This window comes from Methylorubrum aminovorans (assembly GCF_022179725.1).
GTDB lineage: Bacteria > Pseudomonadota > Alphaproteobacteria > Rhizobiales > Beijerinckiaceae > Methylobacterium > Methylobacterium aminovorans.
In genome coordinates, this window is the sequence record NZ_BPRC01000007.1 from 145123 (window position 1) to 160029 (window position 14907).

13 protein-coding genes are annotated in these 14907 nt (G+C 70.1%); 6 read left to right on the forward strand and 7 right to left on the reverse strand.

Features of this window, described 5'->3' with window-relative positions; all coding sequences use genetic code 11:
- The first annotated feature begins 48 nt into the window (after positions 1-48).
- Complete coding sequence (locus MFF24_RS12170) at positions 49-846, forward strand: EAL domain-containing protein (RefSeq protein ID WP_238224669.1); 798 nt, start codon at positions 49-51, stop codon at positions 844-846.
- A 54-nt stretch (positions 847-900) separates the two neighbouring features.
- Here the strand turns inward: MFF24_RS12170 and MFF24_RS12175 are convergent, their stop codons facing one another.
- From MFF24_RS12175 to MFF24_RS12190, 4 genes are all read right to left on the reverse strand, one after another.
- Positions 901-1398, reverse strand: coding sequence for a hypothetical protein (locus tag MFF24_RS12175; protein ID WP_108941076.1), 498 nt, complete (start codon positions 1396-1398; stop codon positions 901-903).
- Between the two features lie 227 nt (positions 1399-1625).
- Positions 1626-2834 carry an acetyl-CoA C-acetyltransferase gene (locus MFF24_RS12180; protein ID WP_238224670.1) on the reverse strand — a complete coding sequence of 403 codons (1209 nt, stop codon included), beginning with the start codon at positions 2832-2834 and terminating at the stop codon, positions 1626-1628.
- Positions 2835-2946: 112 nt separating this feature from the next.
- Entirely contained in the window at positions 2947-3363 is a 417-nt protein-coding gene (locus tag MFF24_RS12185) for a DUF4259 domain-containing protein (RefSeq protein ID WP_238224672.1), read from the reverse strand.
- 19 nt (positions 3364-3382) lie between these two features.
- Positions 3383-5173 carry an acyl-CoA dehydrogenase C-terminal domain-containing protein gene (locus tag MFF24_RS12190; protein WP_238224674.1) on the reverse strand — a complete coding sequence of 597 codons (1791 nt, stop codon included), beginning with the start codon at positions 5171-5173 and terminating at the stop codon, positions 3383-3385.
- A 345-nt stretch (positions 5174-5518) separates the two neighbouring features.
- On the opposite strand from MFF24_RS12190, the gene MFF24_RS12195 reads away from it, so the two are divergent.
- Positions 5519-8824: an SEL1-like repeat protein gene (locus MFF24_RS12195; protein ID WP_238224675.1), complete on the forward strand. Its 3306-nt coding sequence runs from the start codon at positions 5519-5521 to the stop codon at positions 8822-8824.
- A 410-nt stretch (positions 8825-9234) separates the two neighbouring features.
- Positions 9235-9561: a hypothetical protein gene (locus MFF24_RS12200; RefSeq protein ID WP_133090884.1), complete on the forward strand. Its 327-nt coding sequence runs from the start codon at positions 9235-9237 to the stop codon at positions 9559-9561.
- Positions 9562-9618: 57 nt separating this feature from the next.
- Here MFF24_RS12200 and MFF24_RS12205 read toward each other — a convergent pair whose 3' ends face one another.
- Positions 9619-10563, reverse strand: a complete 945-nt coding sequence (locus MFF24_RS12205) for an alginate O-acetyltransferase AlgX-related protein (protein WP_166059977.1) — start codon at positions 10561-10563, stop codon at positions 9619-9621.
- Positions 10564-10752: 189 nt separating this feature from the next.
- On the opposite strand from MFF24_RS12205, the gene MFF24_RS12210 reads away from it, so the two are divergent.
- From MFF24_RS12210 to MFF24_RS12220, 3 genes are read left to right on the forward strand one after another with little or no spacing between them, the layout of a single operon-like run.
- Positions 10753-11235: a 2'-5' RNA ligase family protein gene (locus MFF24_RS12210; protein WP_238224740.1), complete on the forward strand. Its 483-nt coding sequence runs from the start codon at positions 10753-10755 to the stop codon at positions 11233-11235.
- Positions 11232-12035, forward strand: coding sequence for a phosphatase PAP2 family protein (locus tag MFF24_RS12215; RefSeq protein ID WP_108941082.1), 804 nt, complete (start codon positions 11232-11234; stop codon positions 12033-12035). The genes MFF24_RS12210 and MFF24_RS12215 overlap by 4 nt, the downstream gene beginning before the upstream one ends.
- A gap of 40 nt (positions 12036-12075) precedes the next feature.
- Entirely contained in the window at positions 12076-13386 is a 1311-nt protein-coding gene (locus MFF24_RS12220; protein ID WP_238224677.1) for a Gfo/Idh/MocA family protein, read from the forward strand.
- Between the two features lie 4 nt (positions 13387-13390).
- Here the strand turns inward: MFF24_RS12220 and MFF24_RS12225 are convergent, their stop codons facing one another.
- Complete coding sequence (locus MFF24_RS12225; RefSeq protein WP_238224679.1) at positions 13391-13537, reverse strand: hypothetical protein; 147 nt, start codon at positions 13535-13537, stop codon at positions 13391-13393.
- A 74-nt stretch (positions 13538-13611) separates the two neighbouring features.
- On the reverse strand, positions 13612-14907 hold the full coding sequence (locus MFF24_RS12230; protein ID WP_238224680.1) for a M16 family metallopeptidase: 1296 nt from the start codon (positions 14905-14907) through the stop codon (positions 13612-13614).

Consider the following 14907-nt stretch of genomic DNA (forward strand, 5'->3'; position numbering starts at 1 on the left):
CGGGTGCGCGACCCGCCCCGCCCCTCCAATGCAGCCTCCGGACAGACCATGACGACGGACGCCCGATCGCGACCCGCCTGCCGAGCCTGCCGCGACGGAGCGGATCTCGACTTCGCCTTCACCATGGCCTTCCAGCCCATCGTCGACGTCGCCAACGCACGGGTCTGGGGCTACGAGGCGCTGGTGCGCGGCCCGAACGGCGAGTCCGCCGGTTCGATCCTGTCGCGGGTCACCGACGAGACGCTCTACCGGTTCGATCAGGCGGCGCGGGTCAAGGCGATCGAACTCGCCGGTCGCCTGTTCCCGCCGGGTGGCGACACCAAACTGTCGATCAACTTCATGCCGAACGCCGTCTACGAGCCGGCGGCCTGCATCCGCGCCTCGCTGGAGGCCGCCCGCCGCGTCGGCTTCGACAACGGGCGCCTCAACTTCGAATTCACCGAGAACGAGCGCTTCACCGACATCGCCCATGTCCAGCGCATCGTCACGGAGTACCGACGGCAGGGCTTCCTCACGGCGCTGGACGATTTCGGTGCGGGCTATGCCGGCCTCGGCCTGCTCGCCAATTTCCGCCCCGACCTGATCAAGATCGACATGGATCTCGTGCGCGGCATCGAGGCGGATGCCGGGCGGCAGACCATCGTCGGCGGAATCACCCAGATCGCGCGGGCGCTCGGTGTCGCAGTGATCGCGGAGGGCATCGAGAGTGCAGCCGAGGCCGAGGCGCTGCACGGCCTCGGCATCGACCTGCTGCAAGGCTACCACTTCGCCCGTCCGGCGGTGGAAGCCCTGCCGCCGGTCGCGGGCTTCGCGGCCGACGGCGCGCCGACGAAGCGCGTCGCCTGACGCTCCTCCACCGAAGCTGCCCGCCGCACCGCTCATCCTTGCGCCTCCGCCGGCTTACTTGGCGGGCATCGGCATGCCGCCGGGCAGGCCGCCGGGGGCACCGCCGGTCTGGTCGCTGGCGGCGGCGAGCGTCAGCATGTTCAGGAGCCGCGTCACCACCGCCTGCGAAAGCAGGTTCACCTCGGACTTCGGGTCGGCGTTGACAGCCTGGAACTTCTGATAGGTCTTGTCGTCGTAGATCTTGTCGAGTTCCTTCAGCTCGTCGAGGCTGAACTTGTCGGCGTACTGCTTGGACAGGCCTTCGAGCAGTTCCTTGCGCTGCTTGTCGAACTCGGCCCTGGCCTCCTTGCGCACCTTCTCCGCCTTGTCATCGGGCATGGTCGAGACGGTCTTCTCGAGCGCGCCGCCGAAACCGGTGTCGAGGTTCTTCAGCACCGTCTTCTCGGTGAGCTTGGTGGCGACGGCGAGCTTGTCCGCATTCTCGTCGGCCCGCGCCGCGAGCGGCAGGGCCAGCACGGCGGCGAGGCAGAGGGCGACTTTCGTGATCTTCATCGTGGCGTTTCTCCCAATGATGTTCTGGGACCGCGCCCAGTCGAAAAGGGTGCGGCGTGGGAGGCCCTTAGAGCCGTTCCCGATCGCGTTGCAATCGGGAACGGCTCCCGGTCTTCTATGCCGCGCTCCCTTTCGCCAAACCGGCATCCAATTTGGCGGAGAGCGCTCCGGCAGCGTTTGCGCAGCGATGGCAGGGCAGGGCGGCGGCGTGACGCCGCCCGGTCCGATCACACCCGCTCGATGATCGTCGCGGTGCCCATGCCAGCGCCGATGCACAGAGTGACGAGCGCCCGCTCCTTACCGGTGCGCTCCAGTTCGTCGAGCACGGTCCCGAGGATCATCGCCCCGGTGGCGCCGAGCGGATGGCCCATGGCGATGGCGCCGCCGTTGACGTTCACCCGCGCCGGGTCGAGGTCGAAGGCTTGCTGGAAGCGCAGCACCACCGAGGCGAAGGCCTCGTTGATCTCGAACAGGTCGATGTCGGCGAGGCTCATGCCGGCCCGCGCCAGCACCTTCCGCGTGACATCGACCGGGCCGGTCAGCATCAGCGCCGGATCGGAGCCGATATTGGCAAACGCCCGGATGCGAGCCCGTGGCCGCAACCCAGCCCGATCGCCGGCCTCGGCCGAGCCGATCAGCACGGCAGCCGCGCCATCGACGATGCCCGAGGAATTGCCGGCATGGTGGACGTGCTCCACCGCCTCGACATCGGGATGGGCATCGACGGCCACCGCGTCGAAGCCGCCCATCTGGCCCATCTGCACGAAGGAGGGCTTGAGGCTCGCCAGCGATTGCATGTCGGTCGAGGGCCGCATGTGCTCGTCGCGGTCGAGCAGGGTGATGCCGTTGATGTCCCGCACCGGCACGACCGAGTTCGCGAACAGGCCCTCGTTCCACGATTGGGCCGAGCGCTTCTGCGACTCGACGGCGTAGGCGTCGCAATCGTCGCGGGAGAAGCCGTACTTGGTGGCGATCAGGTCGGCCGAGACGCCCTGCGGCATGAAGTAGGATTTGACTGCGATCGCCGGATCGACCGGCCAAGCGCCGCCCGAGGCGCCGAGGCCGACGCGGCTCATCGACTCGACGCCGCCGCCCACCGTGAGGTCGTGCTGGCCGGCCATGACCTGCGCGGCGGCAAAGTTGATCGCGTCGAGACCGGAGGCGCAGAAGCGGTTGATCTGCACGCCGGGCACGTGAGTGCCGTAATCGGCCACCAGCGCCGCGGCGCGGGCGATGTCGCCGCCGGCCTCGCCGACCGGATCGACGCAGCCGAGCACGACGTCGTCCACTTGGCGCGTATCGAGGCCGTTGCGGTCCTTGAGGGCGCGCAGGGCCGTTTCCGCAAGGCGGAGCGCCGTCACCTCGTGCAGCGAACCGTCCGGCTTGCCGCGACCGCGGGGGGTGCGGACGTGATCGTAGATGTAGGCCTCGGGCATCTCGTCCTCCTCGAGCCGGCCGCGCACCGGCCAGGCTCTGGTATCCTTTGTCGGCGATGCGGACCATGGGGCAAGGTCGATCGGGCCTGCATCACAGCCTGCTCGCGATGGGCTAGAAATCTCGAATGCCGCTCAACCGTCGATCAAGATCGGCAATGCGGCTGCGCCATTCCGGGCCGTGACCGGCTTCGTCCGAAAGCTCGGCGATCTCAGATCCCTCCGCGGTCAATCGTGCCAGCGCCTGTCGCGCCTGTTCAACGAGCTCGACTTCACCCAGGAGCCGTTCTCGATAGAGAGCAACAATCCGGGCGACCTCTTCCGGCAGTTCATCGCCGGGGCGACCGTACGCCGATGCCAGTATCTCTGCCGCTGCCACGGCCCCCTGCCCGGCATCGACCTCCACGTAATCCGGCTCCGCCATCACGGCTCGGAAGGCGGCTCCAACAGCATCGTCCTCTCCCTCCCGCAGTTGCGCGAGCGGCTCCAACGCGCCATCGTTCTCGAACGGCCCCAGCCCCCAAGCCCCCATCGGCCGAGCCTCCCCCCGATCAGAACGCCTCGGCCGGCAGCGCCATGGTCGTCTCGGCGCCGGCCTTGATCCGCGCCAGCCGCAGGCTCGTCTCCGGCAGCATCCGCTCCATGAAGAAGCGCCCGAGCACGAGCTTGGCGTCCATCCGCTCGATGTCGGTTCCTCCTGCCTTCTTGGCAAGCGCGGCCTTTGCAATTCGGGCCCACATGTAACCGAGCACGACGTTGCCGAGCAGGTGCATCAGGTCGGTGGCCCCGGCACCCGCGTTGTCCGGCTTCGAGAAAGCGTTCTGCATCAGCCACATCACCGCGGCCTGGAGGTCGTTCAGCGCCGGCTGGAGCGGGGCGACGAAGGGTTGCATCGCCTCGTCCTCGCCGTGGTCCTTGATGTAGCTCTGCACCTCGGTGAGGAAGGCCATCATCGCCCGGCCGCCGTCTTTCGGCAGCTTGCGGCCGATCAGATCCATGGCCTGGATGCCGTTGGCGCCCTCGTAGATCATGGCGATGCGGGCATCGCGCACGAACTGCGACATGCCCCATTCCTCGACATAGCCGTGGCCGCCGAACATCTGCTGCGCCTCGACCGCGTTGGCGAACCCCCGATCGGTCAGCACGCCCTTCACCACCGGCGTCATCAGGCCGAGCATGTCCTCGGCCGCCTGACGCTCGGCCGCATCCTGCGAGCGGTGGGCGATGTCGGAATTGAGCGCCGTCCAGAGGATCAGGGCGCGGCCCGCCTCGTTGAAGGCGCGGATTTGCATCAGGGTGCGGCGCACGTCCGGATGGACGATGATCGGGTCGGCGACCTTGTCCGGCGCCTTCGCCCCGGTCAGCGCGCGGCCCTGGAGGCGCTCGCGGGCGTAAGCCACCGCGTTCTGGTAGGCGACCTCGGACTGGCCGAGCCCCTGCACGCCGACGGCCAGCCGCGCCTCGTTCATCATCACGAACATCGCGTTGAGACCGCGATTCTCCTCGCCGACGAGCCAACCCTTGGCGCCGTCGTAGTTCATCACGCAGGTGGCGTTGCCGTGGATGCCCATCTTGTGCTCGAGCGAGCCGCAGGAGACCGCGTTGCGCTCACCCAGCGAGCCGTCCTCATTCACGAGGAATTTCGGCACCACGAAGAGCGAGATACCCTTGGTGCCCGAGGGCGCGCCTTCGATCCGGGCGATGACGAGGTGGACGATGTTCTCCGCCAAGTCGTGCTCGCCCGCCGAGATGAAGATCTTGGTGCCGGTGAGGCTGTAGGAGCCGTCGCCGTTCGGCACCGCCTTGGTCTTGAGCAGCCCGAGATCCGTGCCGCAATGCGGCTCGGTCAGGTTCATGGTGCCGGTCCAGGCGCCCTCAACCATCTTGGGCAGATAAGTGGTCTTCTGCTCCTGCGAGCCGTGGACGAGCAGGGCCGCGACCGCGCCCTGCGTCAGGCCGGGATACATGCTCAGCGCGAGGTTGGCGCCGGAGCCGAATTCCTGGATCGCCGTGTTGAGCACGTGCGGCAAGCCCTGGCCGCCGAATTCCTCCGGCACCGACAGGCCCATCCAGCCGCCGGCCGCGTAGGCGTCATAGGCCGCCTTGAAGCCCTTCGGCGTCGCGACGCTGCCGTTCTCGCGGCGGGTGCAGCCCTCCTGGTCGCCGGACAGGTTCAGCGGCGCGAGGATCTCGGAGGCGAGCTTTCCGCCCTCGTTGAGCACCGCCTCGACCACGTCCGGCGAAGCCTCGGAGAAGCCCGGCAGGTTGTCGTAGCGGTGGATCGCGAGAACGTCGTTGAGGAGAAAAAGAGTATCCTCGACCGGGGCCCGGTAGCTCGGCATCGCGTCAGCCTCCCGCATCTCACTCAGGTGGGCCGCACCGGTCCGGCCGGCTTCGACCCTAGATAGTTCATATGTAAACTATCTCGCGACGGCCGCGCAAGGCCCCTTCAGGCGCTATCCGGGCGCTCGCTTCGAGGCCTGCTCCAGCGATCCATCAGCAATCATTGCCCCTGCATTTGCGAAAGTCCCGGAAAAGGGCGTGCGATCGGGGGGCATCTTAACTGACCATTTACCAAGATTGGAAAAGGTCACTCCAGTCCGATCCGCGATCCGCCGCCCTGACGCCTCCGCGCGGATTGGCAGCCCGGCGGACACCGGAAGCCGCCGACTTCGGATCTCCGCGCGATGAAACAGACTGCCTCGATCAGCCTCGACAGCTTCGACCCGGAGGTGCTCGCGGCGGCCCGCGAGGTCGCTCGGCGGGCGGGTGTGCCGTTGGAGAGCTGGATCGCCTCCGTGGCCGTGCCGGAGACGGCGAAGCCGGGCCCGCGGCGGCGACGCGCGGACGCCGCAGCTCCGGCCAAGGACGGAGCCAAGGACACAGTTAAGGACGCGGGCACGGATCAGACGCGGCGGGTCGGAGGGCGTGCGGCGGACAAGGCGGCCGCACCCCGGAAGGAGACACCGCAGCACAAGGGCCGCGAGGCGACTCCCGTCGCTGCGGCCTCCGAGGATTTTGCAGCACCGTCGCCCGCAGCCGCGCTCGAAGCGTCGATCGGCGCGATGATGCGGCGGCTCGACGCCCTCGACCGCTCGATCAGCCAGGAGCGCGAGGCCTCGAAGGCCGACGCGGCTCGGATGATCGGCGATATCGAGCGCAAAGTCGGCGAACTCGCCGGTCAGCTCAGCGCCCCCCGGCCGCTCGGCCGTCGCGGGCGCCCGCTCGCCACCGAGGTGCGCGACGCCGTCGCCGAGGTGCGCCGCCGCCAGCGCGAGCTGGAAGAGGGCATCGCCGAGTGGAACAGCGCCAGCGCGGGCGAGCCCCAGCACAGCGAGTCGGCGGCCCCGGAGGTCTCCGAGGACGTGCCTGTCGCGGCTTCGAACGCGGAGGCGGCCCACGACCAAGTGGCGGCTCACGGCCACGAGCCGTCGCCGGCCATCATCGAGCTGCAGCGCGAGACGAGCCGGCTGCGCGACGCGCTCGGCGGCCTCGCCACCGGCCGCGACGTGGGCGAGCTGGAACAGACCATGCAGGCCGTCGCGAGCGACCTCCAGCGGGCGCGCGATCCGCAGGAACTCGCCGCCATCGCCGCCCCGATCGAGCTGATGCGCGTCCAGGTGGAGCGGCTGGCCGGGGATGTGGCCGAGAACGTTCATGCCCGTGTCGCGGGCGAGGTGGAGCGCTTGGTCGCGAAGGTCGATGGCGTGCTCTCCGGCGCCCTCACGGGCCCGGCCGACGAGAGCGCCCTCGACAGCGTGTTCCGTGAACTCGACGAGATCCGCCGCCTCGTGGCGGCCCTGGCGGGTCCGGAGCGGATCCAGAGCCTCGCTCAAGGCGTGCAGGCGATCAGCGCCCAGATTGCGCAGCTTCAGCGCGACGAGGATGCGGGCATGGCCGCCATCAAGCCGCTGCTGGAGGAGATCCGCGGCGAGCTGAAGACCCCCGATCCGTCCCGCGAGTTGCCCCGCGAGCTGCTCACCCGTTTCGAGGCGCTCGCCGAGCGGCTCGGCCGGACTGAGGCGGGGCCCGTCGGCGAGCTGATCGAGCGGCTCGAAACCGTGGCCGAGAAGGTGGATCGCGTCAGCGCGGGCGGCAGCGGTCTCGACGCCCTGGAACGTCACGTCCTCGCCCTGGCAAGCCGGCTCGACGCGCCGCGCGATCCCGATCCGGCCGTGGCGCGCCTCGAACGCTCCATGGGCGATCTGCTCGCTCAGGTCGCGGCCCTGCGCAACGGGTCCGACGTCGAAGCCGCCGTCGAGCGCGCGGTCCGCGAAGCCGTGGCGGGCGCGTCCTCTCCGCTCAAGGCGGCCGGCGGCGATGTCGAGCTGCTGCGCGCCGATCTCGCCGAACTGCGCGCGAGCCAGAAGGGCTCGGACCAGCGTCTTCAATCGACGATGGAGGGCGTCCATTCGGTGCTGACGCGCCTGAGCGAGCAGCTCGACCGCACCATGACCTCCGCCGCCGCGCTCACCGCCGCCGCTCCGCAGGAACGGGCGCCCCTCGGGCTCTCCCCGAGCGAGCGCGTCTCTCAGGAGCGCCCCGCCGCCCCGAAAGCGGCGGCCGAGTCGCAGGCCCGCCCGCGCCGTACGGCGCCGTCCGAGGAGATCGGCGGGACCGAGTCGGTTCGCCTCTCCGACGAATTGCTGGAACCCGGCGCCGGCCGACCCGGCCCCGGCCGCCCGGCCGCGCCGGAGGCGATCCCGGCCGCCGGCAGCACCGACATCAAGACGAGCTTCATCGCCGCCGCCCGCCGCGCCGCGCAGGCGGCGCAGGCGGAAGCCGCAACGGAGACCCCGCTGGCGGCCCGGCTGCGCGACAAGGTCGCTCCGGCCGCCCGTATGCCGGGCTCGGACACCGCGCCCCTGTCGCGACTCCGCGGGGCCCTCGACGGCCGCCGCCGCACGCTGCTGCTCGGCCTCGCCGCCGTCGTTCTGGCGCTCGGCGCCTACCAAGCTTTCCTGGCGGGCAAGAGCGCGCCGGCCGGAGACGCCGTCTCCGCGGATGCCCGCGCCGTGGAGACGGCGTCTCCGGCCGCATCCTCCGATGCTCCAGCCGGCCGCAGCGCGGAGGCCGAGCCGGCCCCGGCGCCCGCCGCTCCGTCTCAGGCCCCGGCCGCTCAGGCGTCCTCCGAGACGACGCTCCCGGCCGCAGCCCCGACGAGCCCGGCCGATCCGACGACCACCCAGTCCATCGCCGAGCCGAAGGCCCCGACGGGCAAGCGCGCGCTGCCTCAGGTCGCCGGCATGGCCGCACTCGGACCGGACCTCGCCGGGCTGCCGCCGTCCCTGGCCAAGCTCAAGCAGGACGCGCTCGACGGCGACGGTGCCGCCGTGTGGGAGATCGCCGCCCGTCAGGCCGAAGGCCGCGGGGTGACGCGCGACCTCGCGCTCGCCGCCAAGTTCTACGAGCGGCTCGCGACGGCCGGCTACGCCCCGGCGCAGTTCAAGGTCGGAAACGCCTACGAGAAGGGCTCGGGCGTGATCCGCGACGTCGAGAAGGCGAAGCTCTGGTACGGCCGCGCCGCGGATCAGGGCAACATCCGGGCGATGCACAATCTCGCCGTCCTGCATGCCGAGAACCCGGCCGCCAACGGCAAACCGGACTTCGCGAACGCCGCCAACGCCTTCCGCCGGGCGGCGGAGCACGGCGTGCGCGACAGCCAGTACAATCTGGCCGTGCTCTACGCCCGCGGCCTCGGCGTCGGCCAGGATCTCGTGCAGTCCTACCTCTGGTTCTCGGCCGCGGCCGGGCAGGGCGATGGCGAAGCGGGCCGCAAGCGGGACGAGGTCGCCACGAAGCTCTCGCCGAAGGATCTCACCGAGGCCAAGAGCCTCGCCGCGAGCTTCCGGGTGAAGGCCGTCGATCCGGCCGCAAACGAAGCGCCGTCGGCGAAGGCGACCGCCACGGCGCCGATGTCCCTGATGGGCGCGCCGTCGCCGGGCATGCCGAACGGCACGTCCTCATCGGCACAGAAGCGCGTCGGGGTCTGAAAACCGTCCCGACCGGCCCGGGCCGAAGCAACCGCGCCATGCCTTGACGCGCTTGCTCGTCGGCGCGCCGCCGGATCGGGATGCGGTCCGAGCCCGTCTCACGCCGCGCGATATTCCGTGATCCAAAGGGCCGTGCTCCGAACAGGGGCGCGGCCCTTTTGCTGTGTCCGTGTGCCGTCGCTCTACCGCCGAAGAAGGCCGAAACCACGCGGTCAGCGACCCTCAGTAACGCTTCGTCTTCCTCATATACGTTCGAGCAAGAAATCTCATCCATCCAATATAAATAATATTTCTATGGATTAAAATTAATCCCATTACTGTGATAAAACACACTTCAAATCGAAAATCTGCATGTTACGTGCGCTCTTGCTTCAAGATTAATCGGAATTTGAACAAGAGAGGAGCACAACATGCTGCGCTTCGCATCATTCGCATCGGTCCTCCTGTTTGCGTTTGCGACCACGGCTACCCCGGTCTCCGCGCAGTCGGCTCGATCCAAGAAGGGAACCTGGACCGCGCTGCCCTCGCAGGTCGTGCCGCCGGCTCCGCCGCGCGTCGCCCATGGCGGCTTCGGCGCGCTTCCGTTCGCGGCGGGCGGGTCCTCGGGCTACTGCGACATCGTGGTGAAGCGCGGCGGCGGCAATCCGACCCAGGACATGACCGGCTCGATCGGCCACGCGAAGAGCTATCAGGCCGGCGGCGGCGGCCCGGCCCGGCAGCGGGTCTGCTCCCGCTGAGATCCCGGCGCTTCGAAGGAAGAACGGCGCCCTTCCCGCGAGGGGCGCCGTGGTTCGTCAGACCAGGGGTTCCGTCTCCGCCTGACGCACCGGCTTCTCCATCCCCGGCCTCTCGTAGGCCGCGACGTCGAAATCGTCGCTCGGGATGCGGACGAGGAAGCGCTCGGCCATCTCGAACATCAGGATGTCGGGGCGCACTCGCTCGACGTAAGTCCAGTCGATGCTGGACGACCAGACGAAGTGCATCTCGCGGAAGGTCTCGGCGAGGAAGCTCGTCAGCATGATCGGCGCGAAATGCGCGTAGGAATCCCCGAACAGCACCAGGGTGCGCGGGTCGGCCTGGGGGGAGGGGTTCCGGTAGATGACGTGGGCGCCGACATGCAGGTCGCCCGCCCGTCCCGCCGCCTCGTAGGATTCGACCAGCGGGCTGGCATAGCTGCGCGCGGCGTCGCGATGCACCGCCCAGTTCTCCACCGTCTCCCGCGGCCGGTCGGGCAGCTTGTCACCGAGATCCCACAACCCGTCATGGGGAAAGCGCGGGCGTTCGGCGATATCGGGCGGAGCGACCGCACCGCAGGCGCGCAGCAGCGCCCGGTAGCCGACCAGGCAGCCCTCGTAGGTCCAGTGGGAATCGGTGCGGCGATAGAGCGGCGCCCCGTCATCGCGGGCCGCGCGCAAGGGGGCGACGAGATCGACGTAGCCGCCCATCCCGGCGAGCCGCCGGGCAAGCCGGCGGGCCGGCGACAGGCGCGGGTCGTAGTCGAGGTCGAGAGTACGGTCGTCGTAGACCGAGAGCTTTTCCGGCACGACGGTGTGGACGTAGCGGATGCCGAGCGCCTGAGCGCGGGCGGCGCGGGCCTCGATCAGCCGCGCCCAGCGGCGCAGGTGCCACCAGCCGGCGAGGGAGCGCCGGTATTGCAGGAGCACCCCGTTGGTGCCCCCGATCAGGAACAGCCACCCGTCGCGCCCCCGGTGGATGATCTCTCTGTTCCTGCGGGCCATGGCTGCTTCCTAGACGGTGCGATGCCGGCTGAACAGCGCAGCTGCACCACAGCCCGCCGGCTGGATCCGCTGCCCCGCTGCTCCATCTTGGTCGAGTCGCGCCGGACGGCCGGCCCCGATCGAGAGAGAGTGCAAGGCTTGCCAGAGCCCGCGTCGCCCGAGCCCGCCCCGCTGATCCTGACGCTGCAGATGGACGAGGCGGCCTTCGCCACCTTCGACGGCCTGAGGCGGCGGCACTTCCCGGAGGCGCTGAACCACATCCCCGCCCACGCCACGCTGTTCCATCACCTGCCGGGGGAGGACGTGGCGGCCGTGACCGAGACAGTCGCCGCGCTCGCCCGCACGCAAAGCGCGCCGGAGGTGGCGGTGACGGGCGTCCGCTTCACCGGCCGCGGCGTCGCCTACGTGCTGGAATCGGAGGCTCTGTCCGCCTTCCGCGGGCGGGTCGCGGCAGCGTTCCGCGAGCACCTCACGGCGCAGGACCGGCAGGGCTGGCGCCCGCACGTCACCGTGCAGAACAAGGTGGCGCCCGAGACAGCCCGCGCGCTGCACGCCGCGCTCACCCAGGATTTCGCGCCGTCGCACTTCCACGCACCGGGCGTGCTGCTATGGCGTTACCTCGGCGGCCCGTGGGAGCGGGTCGCGACCATCGCATTCGGGGATGCGGCATGAGACTGCCTGGTTTTGCGCGCAGCAGCGGCGGTGCCCTGTGGCGCGGCTCGTCCGCCGTATGGGTCCGGCTCCACCTCAACGAGGTCGGGCCGCTGGTCTCGCTGCTCCTCGTCAGCACCCTCGGCTACGGCTTCTTCGCGCTCGCCCGCGAGGTCGGCGAGGGATCGACCGCCGCCCTCGACCGCAAGATCCTGCTCGGATTGCGTAACCCCGCCGACATCTCCGACCCGCTCGGGCCGGCCTGGCTGGAGGAGGCGATGCGCGACATCACCGGCTGGGGCAGCGTCGTCACCATCGTGTTCCTGACCGCAGCAGCGGTGATCTACCTCGCGCTGGCGGGAAGGCAGAGGGTCGCGGTGTTCGTCCTCGCCGCGGTGGGCGGCGGCGAGGCGGTCTCGACGGTGCTCAAGATGTTCTACCACCGCCCGCGGCCCGACCTCGTCCCGCACGGCATGGAAGTGTTCACGGCGAGCTTCCCCTCCGGCCACGCGATGATGTCGGCCATCGCCTACCTGACGCTCGCGACGCTGCTCGCCCGCGTCGAGCGACGGCGCAGCGTCAAGGCACTGCTGCTGGCGCTCGGTATCGCCATGACGGTGCTGGTCGGCGTCAGCCGGGTCTATCTCGGCGTGCACTGGCCGAGCGACGTGCTGGCTGGCTGGTGCGTCGGCGCCGCCTGGGCCGCCCTGTGCTGGTTCGTCGCGCTTCAGCTCCAGCGCCGGGGCGAGGTGGAGGACCCCGATCCGACGCCCGCCTCGACCGGCCCCGGCCAGATCAAGGGAACCCCCTCGGCGGGCTGACGCGTTCCGGCCTCGTATTCCACAGAGGCCGGACCCCTTCATGAGCGACGATCTCCGACTGTCCCGGCGCCTTCTCCTCGCGGGGGGCGCCGGCCTGACCGGTGCGGCCCTCGGCCTCGGCGGGAATGCGCGGGCCGCCTCCGGGCCGCCGGCACCTTCGGTGCCCGCCGATACCGGCGCGGTCCAGGGCGGGCGGATCGTCTTCCCGAACTGGCGCGATGACGGCGACGCCCCACCCCCACCGCCGCCCGCGCCGATGCCGCCCTCCGAGCGGGTCGGCTTCGCCATCATCGGGCTCGGGCGGCTGAGCCTCGAGGAGATCCTGCCGGCCTTCGGGGAGGCGAAGAAGGCGCGGGTCGTCGCGCTGATGTCCGGCTCAGCCGATAAGGCGAAGCTGACGGCGGCGCAGTACGGCATCCCGGCCGACGCGATCTACGGCTACGATCAGTGGGACCGCCTGAAGGCCAACCCGGCGGTCAAGGCGGTCTACATCGTCACGCCGAACGGCCTGCACCGGGACAACGTCCTGGCCGCCGCGGGCGCGGGCAAGCACGTGCTGTGCGAGAAGCCGATGGCGAACAGCTCGGCCGAGGCGCACGAGATGGTCGAGGCCTGCGGCAAGGCCGGCGTCAAGCTGATGATCGCCTATCGCTGCCAGTACGAGCCGTTCAACCGCGAGGTGGTGCGGCTCGCCCGCTCCGGCGAGTTCGGACGGGTGAAGATGATCGAGGCCTTCAACGGCCAGACCACGGGGCTGCCCGAGCAGTGGCGCCTGCGCAAGGCGCTGGCGGGCGGCGGCGCGCTGCCCGATATCGGCCTCTACTGCCTCAACGGCGTGCGGGCGCTCCTCGGGGAGGAGCCGGTCTCGATCCAGGCGCAGATCGTCACGCCCGAGAACGATCCGCGCTTCAAGGAGGTAGAGGAGAGCGTCGCCTTCACGATGCGCTTCCCCTCCGGCGTGATCGCGCAATGCGGCACCAGCTACGGCGTCCACGAGAGCCGCGAATTGCGGGTCCACACCACCAGCGGCTCGCTCGACCTGCACAACGCTTTCGCCTATCGCGGCCAGCGCCTCACGGTCGCTCACCGCGAGGGCAGCCATGTGCAGCGCGACGAGCCGGTGCTGACGCACAAGAACCAGTTCGCACTCGAACTCGACCACATGGCCGACTGCATCCTGAAGGATCGCCGCCCCCGCACGCCTGGCGAGGAGGGGCTGCAGGACATGATCCTGATGGAGGCGATCTACGCCGCCGCCCGCACCGGCCAGCCCGTCACCGTCGGCCCGCTCGCCGGAACGGGGCAGGGGACCGACGCGACACGGGGGCCGGCGCTGGAGGAGGGGAAGTAGCCCCTCACTCCCCCCAGCGCACGAATACCCCGATGGCGACGATGGCGAGGAGGGCGAGCAGCCACGCCTCGCCCACGGTCAGCGCGTAGGCGAGCAGACCGAAGAAGCCGAGGGCGAGGCCGAGCATGGTCGCGACGGCGACGGGATTCATGGCGGGCTTTTTGTCGTTGATCGCGTAGCCGGCCCACCGGAAGGGCCGGCCTCACGCCCAGAGTTAGAGCGCCGTCAGGCCGCCTGAAGGGCTGCCGTGACGCGGGCGAGCGGCGGCAATCCCTTGATCGGGCCGATCGCTGCGAGCGTGGGAGCGCCGCGCAGGAGGCTGCGGCCAGCCGCACGCACATGCTCGACCTCGACCGCATCGATCTTGGCGATTAGCTCCTGCGGCGGGATCACCCGGCCCCAGGCGAGAAGCTGGCGGGCGTTGCGCTCGATGCGCCCGCCCGGCGTCTCCAGGGCGGAGAGCAGGGAGAGTTTGAGCTGCGCCTTGGCGCGGGCGAGCTCGGTCGTATCGAGCCGCTCCGCCGCCTCGCGGGTGGTGGCGATGGTGACATCGACGAGCTCGGCCAGATCCGCGCCCGAGGTGCCGGCGCCGATGCCGAACAGGCCGCAATCGGTGAAGGGCCAGTGGAAGGCCTGGATGTCGTAGGCGAGCCCGCGGGTCTCGCGCACCTCGTGCCAGAGCCGCGAGGTCAGGCCGCCGCCGAGCACTTGGCTGAACAGGTGCAGCGCGTAGTAGCCGTCGTCGCGGAAGGAGAGGCCGGGCAAGCCGAGCACGAGGTTGGCTTGTTCGAGCCGCTTCTGCATCCGCCGCTCGCCGCCGCCATAGACGCCCGCCACGACCGGGGGCGCCTCGACGGGTTTAAGGCCGCCGAAATGCCGCTGGGCCGCCGCGACGATCTCGGCGTGCTCCACCGCGCCGGCCGCAGCGAGCACCATGCGATCGGGGACGTATTCGCGGGCGATATAGGTTTCGATCGCCGCGCGGTCGAAGCTCTGGATCGTCTCGGGCCGGCCGAGGATCGGCCGGCCGATCGGCTGGTCCGGGAAAGCCGTCTCGATGAAGGCGTCGTAGACGACGTCGTCGGGCGTATCCTCGACCGCCGCATATTCCTGGAGGATCACGCCCTTCTCGCGGGCGAGTTCGCCGGCATCAAAGACCGAGCGAGTCAGGATGTCGCCGAGCACGTCGAGGGCGACGCCCGCATCCTCGCCGAGCACGCGCGCGGTGTAGCTCGTGCTCTCGGTGCTGGTGGCGGCGTTGATCTCGCCGCCGACATTCTCGATGTCCTCGGCGATCTGCCTCGCCGAGCGGGTCGCCGTGCCCTTGAAGGCCATGTGCTCGATCAGGTGGCTGAGCCCGTGCTCATCCGCCCGCTCGTGCCGCGAGCCCGCCCCGACCCAGACGCCGAGCGTCGCGGTGGCCACGCCGGGAATGGTCTCGGTGGCGACCGTCAGACCGTTTTCGAGGCGACTGACGGTGAGGCCCGGCGAGGCGCCGAAGGTCGAGAAGTGCTGGTTCAT

Excerpts from the sequence above, each read along its gene's own strand:
- MFF24_RS12175 (WP_108941076.1), bottom strand. The coding sequence starts at position 1,398 with ATGAAGATCACGAAAGTCGCCCTCTGCCTCGCCGCCGTGCTGGCCCTG.
- MFF24_RS12185 (WP_238224672.1), bottom strand. The coding sequence starts at position 3,363 with ATGGGGGCTTGGGGGCTGGGGCCGTTCGAGAACGATGGCGCGTTGGAG.
- MFF24_RS12225 (WP_238224679.1), bottom strand. The coding sequence starts at position 13,537 with ATGAATCCCGTCGCCGTCGCGACCATGCTCGGCCTCGCCCTCGGCTTC.
- MFF24_RS12200 (WP_133090884.1), top strand. The coding sequence starts at position 9,235 with ATGCTGCGCTTCGCATCATTCGCATCGGTCCTCCTGTTTGCGTTTGCG.
- MFF24_RS12215 (WP_108941082.1), top strand. The coding sequence starts at position 11,232 with ATGAGACTGCCTGGTTTTGCGCGCAGCAGCGGCGGTGCCCTGTGGCGC.
- MFF24_RS12205 (WP_166059977.1), bottom strand. The coding sequence starts at position 10,563 with ATGGCCCGCAGGAACAGAGAGATCATCCACCGGGGGCGCGACGGGTGG.
- MFF24_RS12170 (WP_238224669.1), top strand. The coding sequence starts at position 49 with ATGACGACGGACGCCCGATCGCGACCCGCCTGCCGAGCCTGCCGCGAC.
- MFF24_RS12230 (WP_238224680.1), bottom strand. The coding sequence starts at position 14,907 with ATGAACCAGCACTTCTCGACCTTCGGCGCCTCGCCGGGCCTCACCGTC.
- MFF24_RS12180 (WP_238224670.1), bottom strand. The coding sequence starts at position 2,834 with ATGCCCGAGGCCTACATCTACGATCACGTCCGCACCCCCCGCGGTCGC.
- MFF24_RS12210 (WP_238224740.1), top strand. The coding sequence starts at position 10,753 with ATGGACGAGGCGGCCTTCGCCACCTTCGACGGCCTGAGGCGGCGGCAC.
- MFF24_RS12195 (WP_238224675.1), top strand. The coding sequence starts at position 5,519 with ATGAAACAGACTGCCTCGATCAGCCTCGACAGCTTCGACCCGGAGGTG.
- MFF24_RS12190 (WP_238224674.1), bottom strand. The coding sequence starts at position 5,173 with ATGCCGAGCTACCGGGCCCCGGTCGAGGATACTCTTTTTCTCCTCAAC.
- MFF24_RS12220 (WP_238224677.1), top strand. The coding sequence starts at position 12,076 with ATGAGCGACGATCTCCGACTGTCCCGGCGCCTTCTCCTCGCGGGGGGC.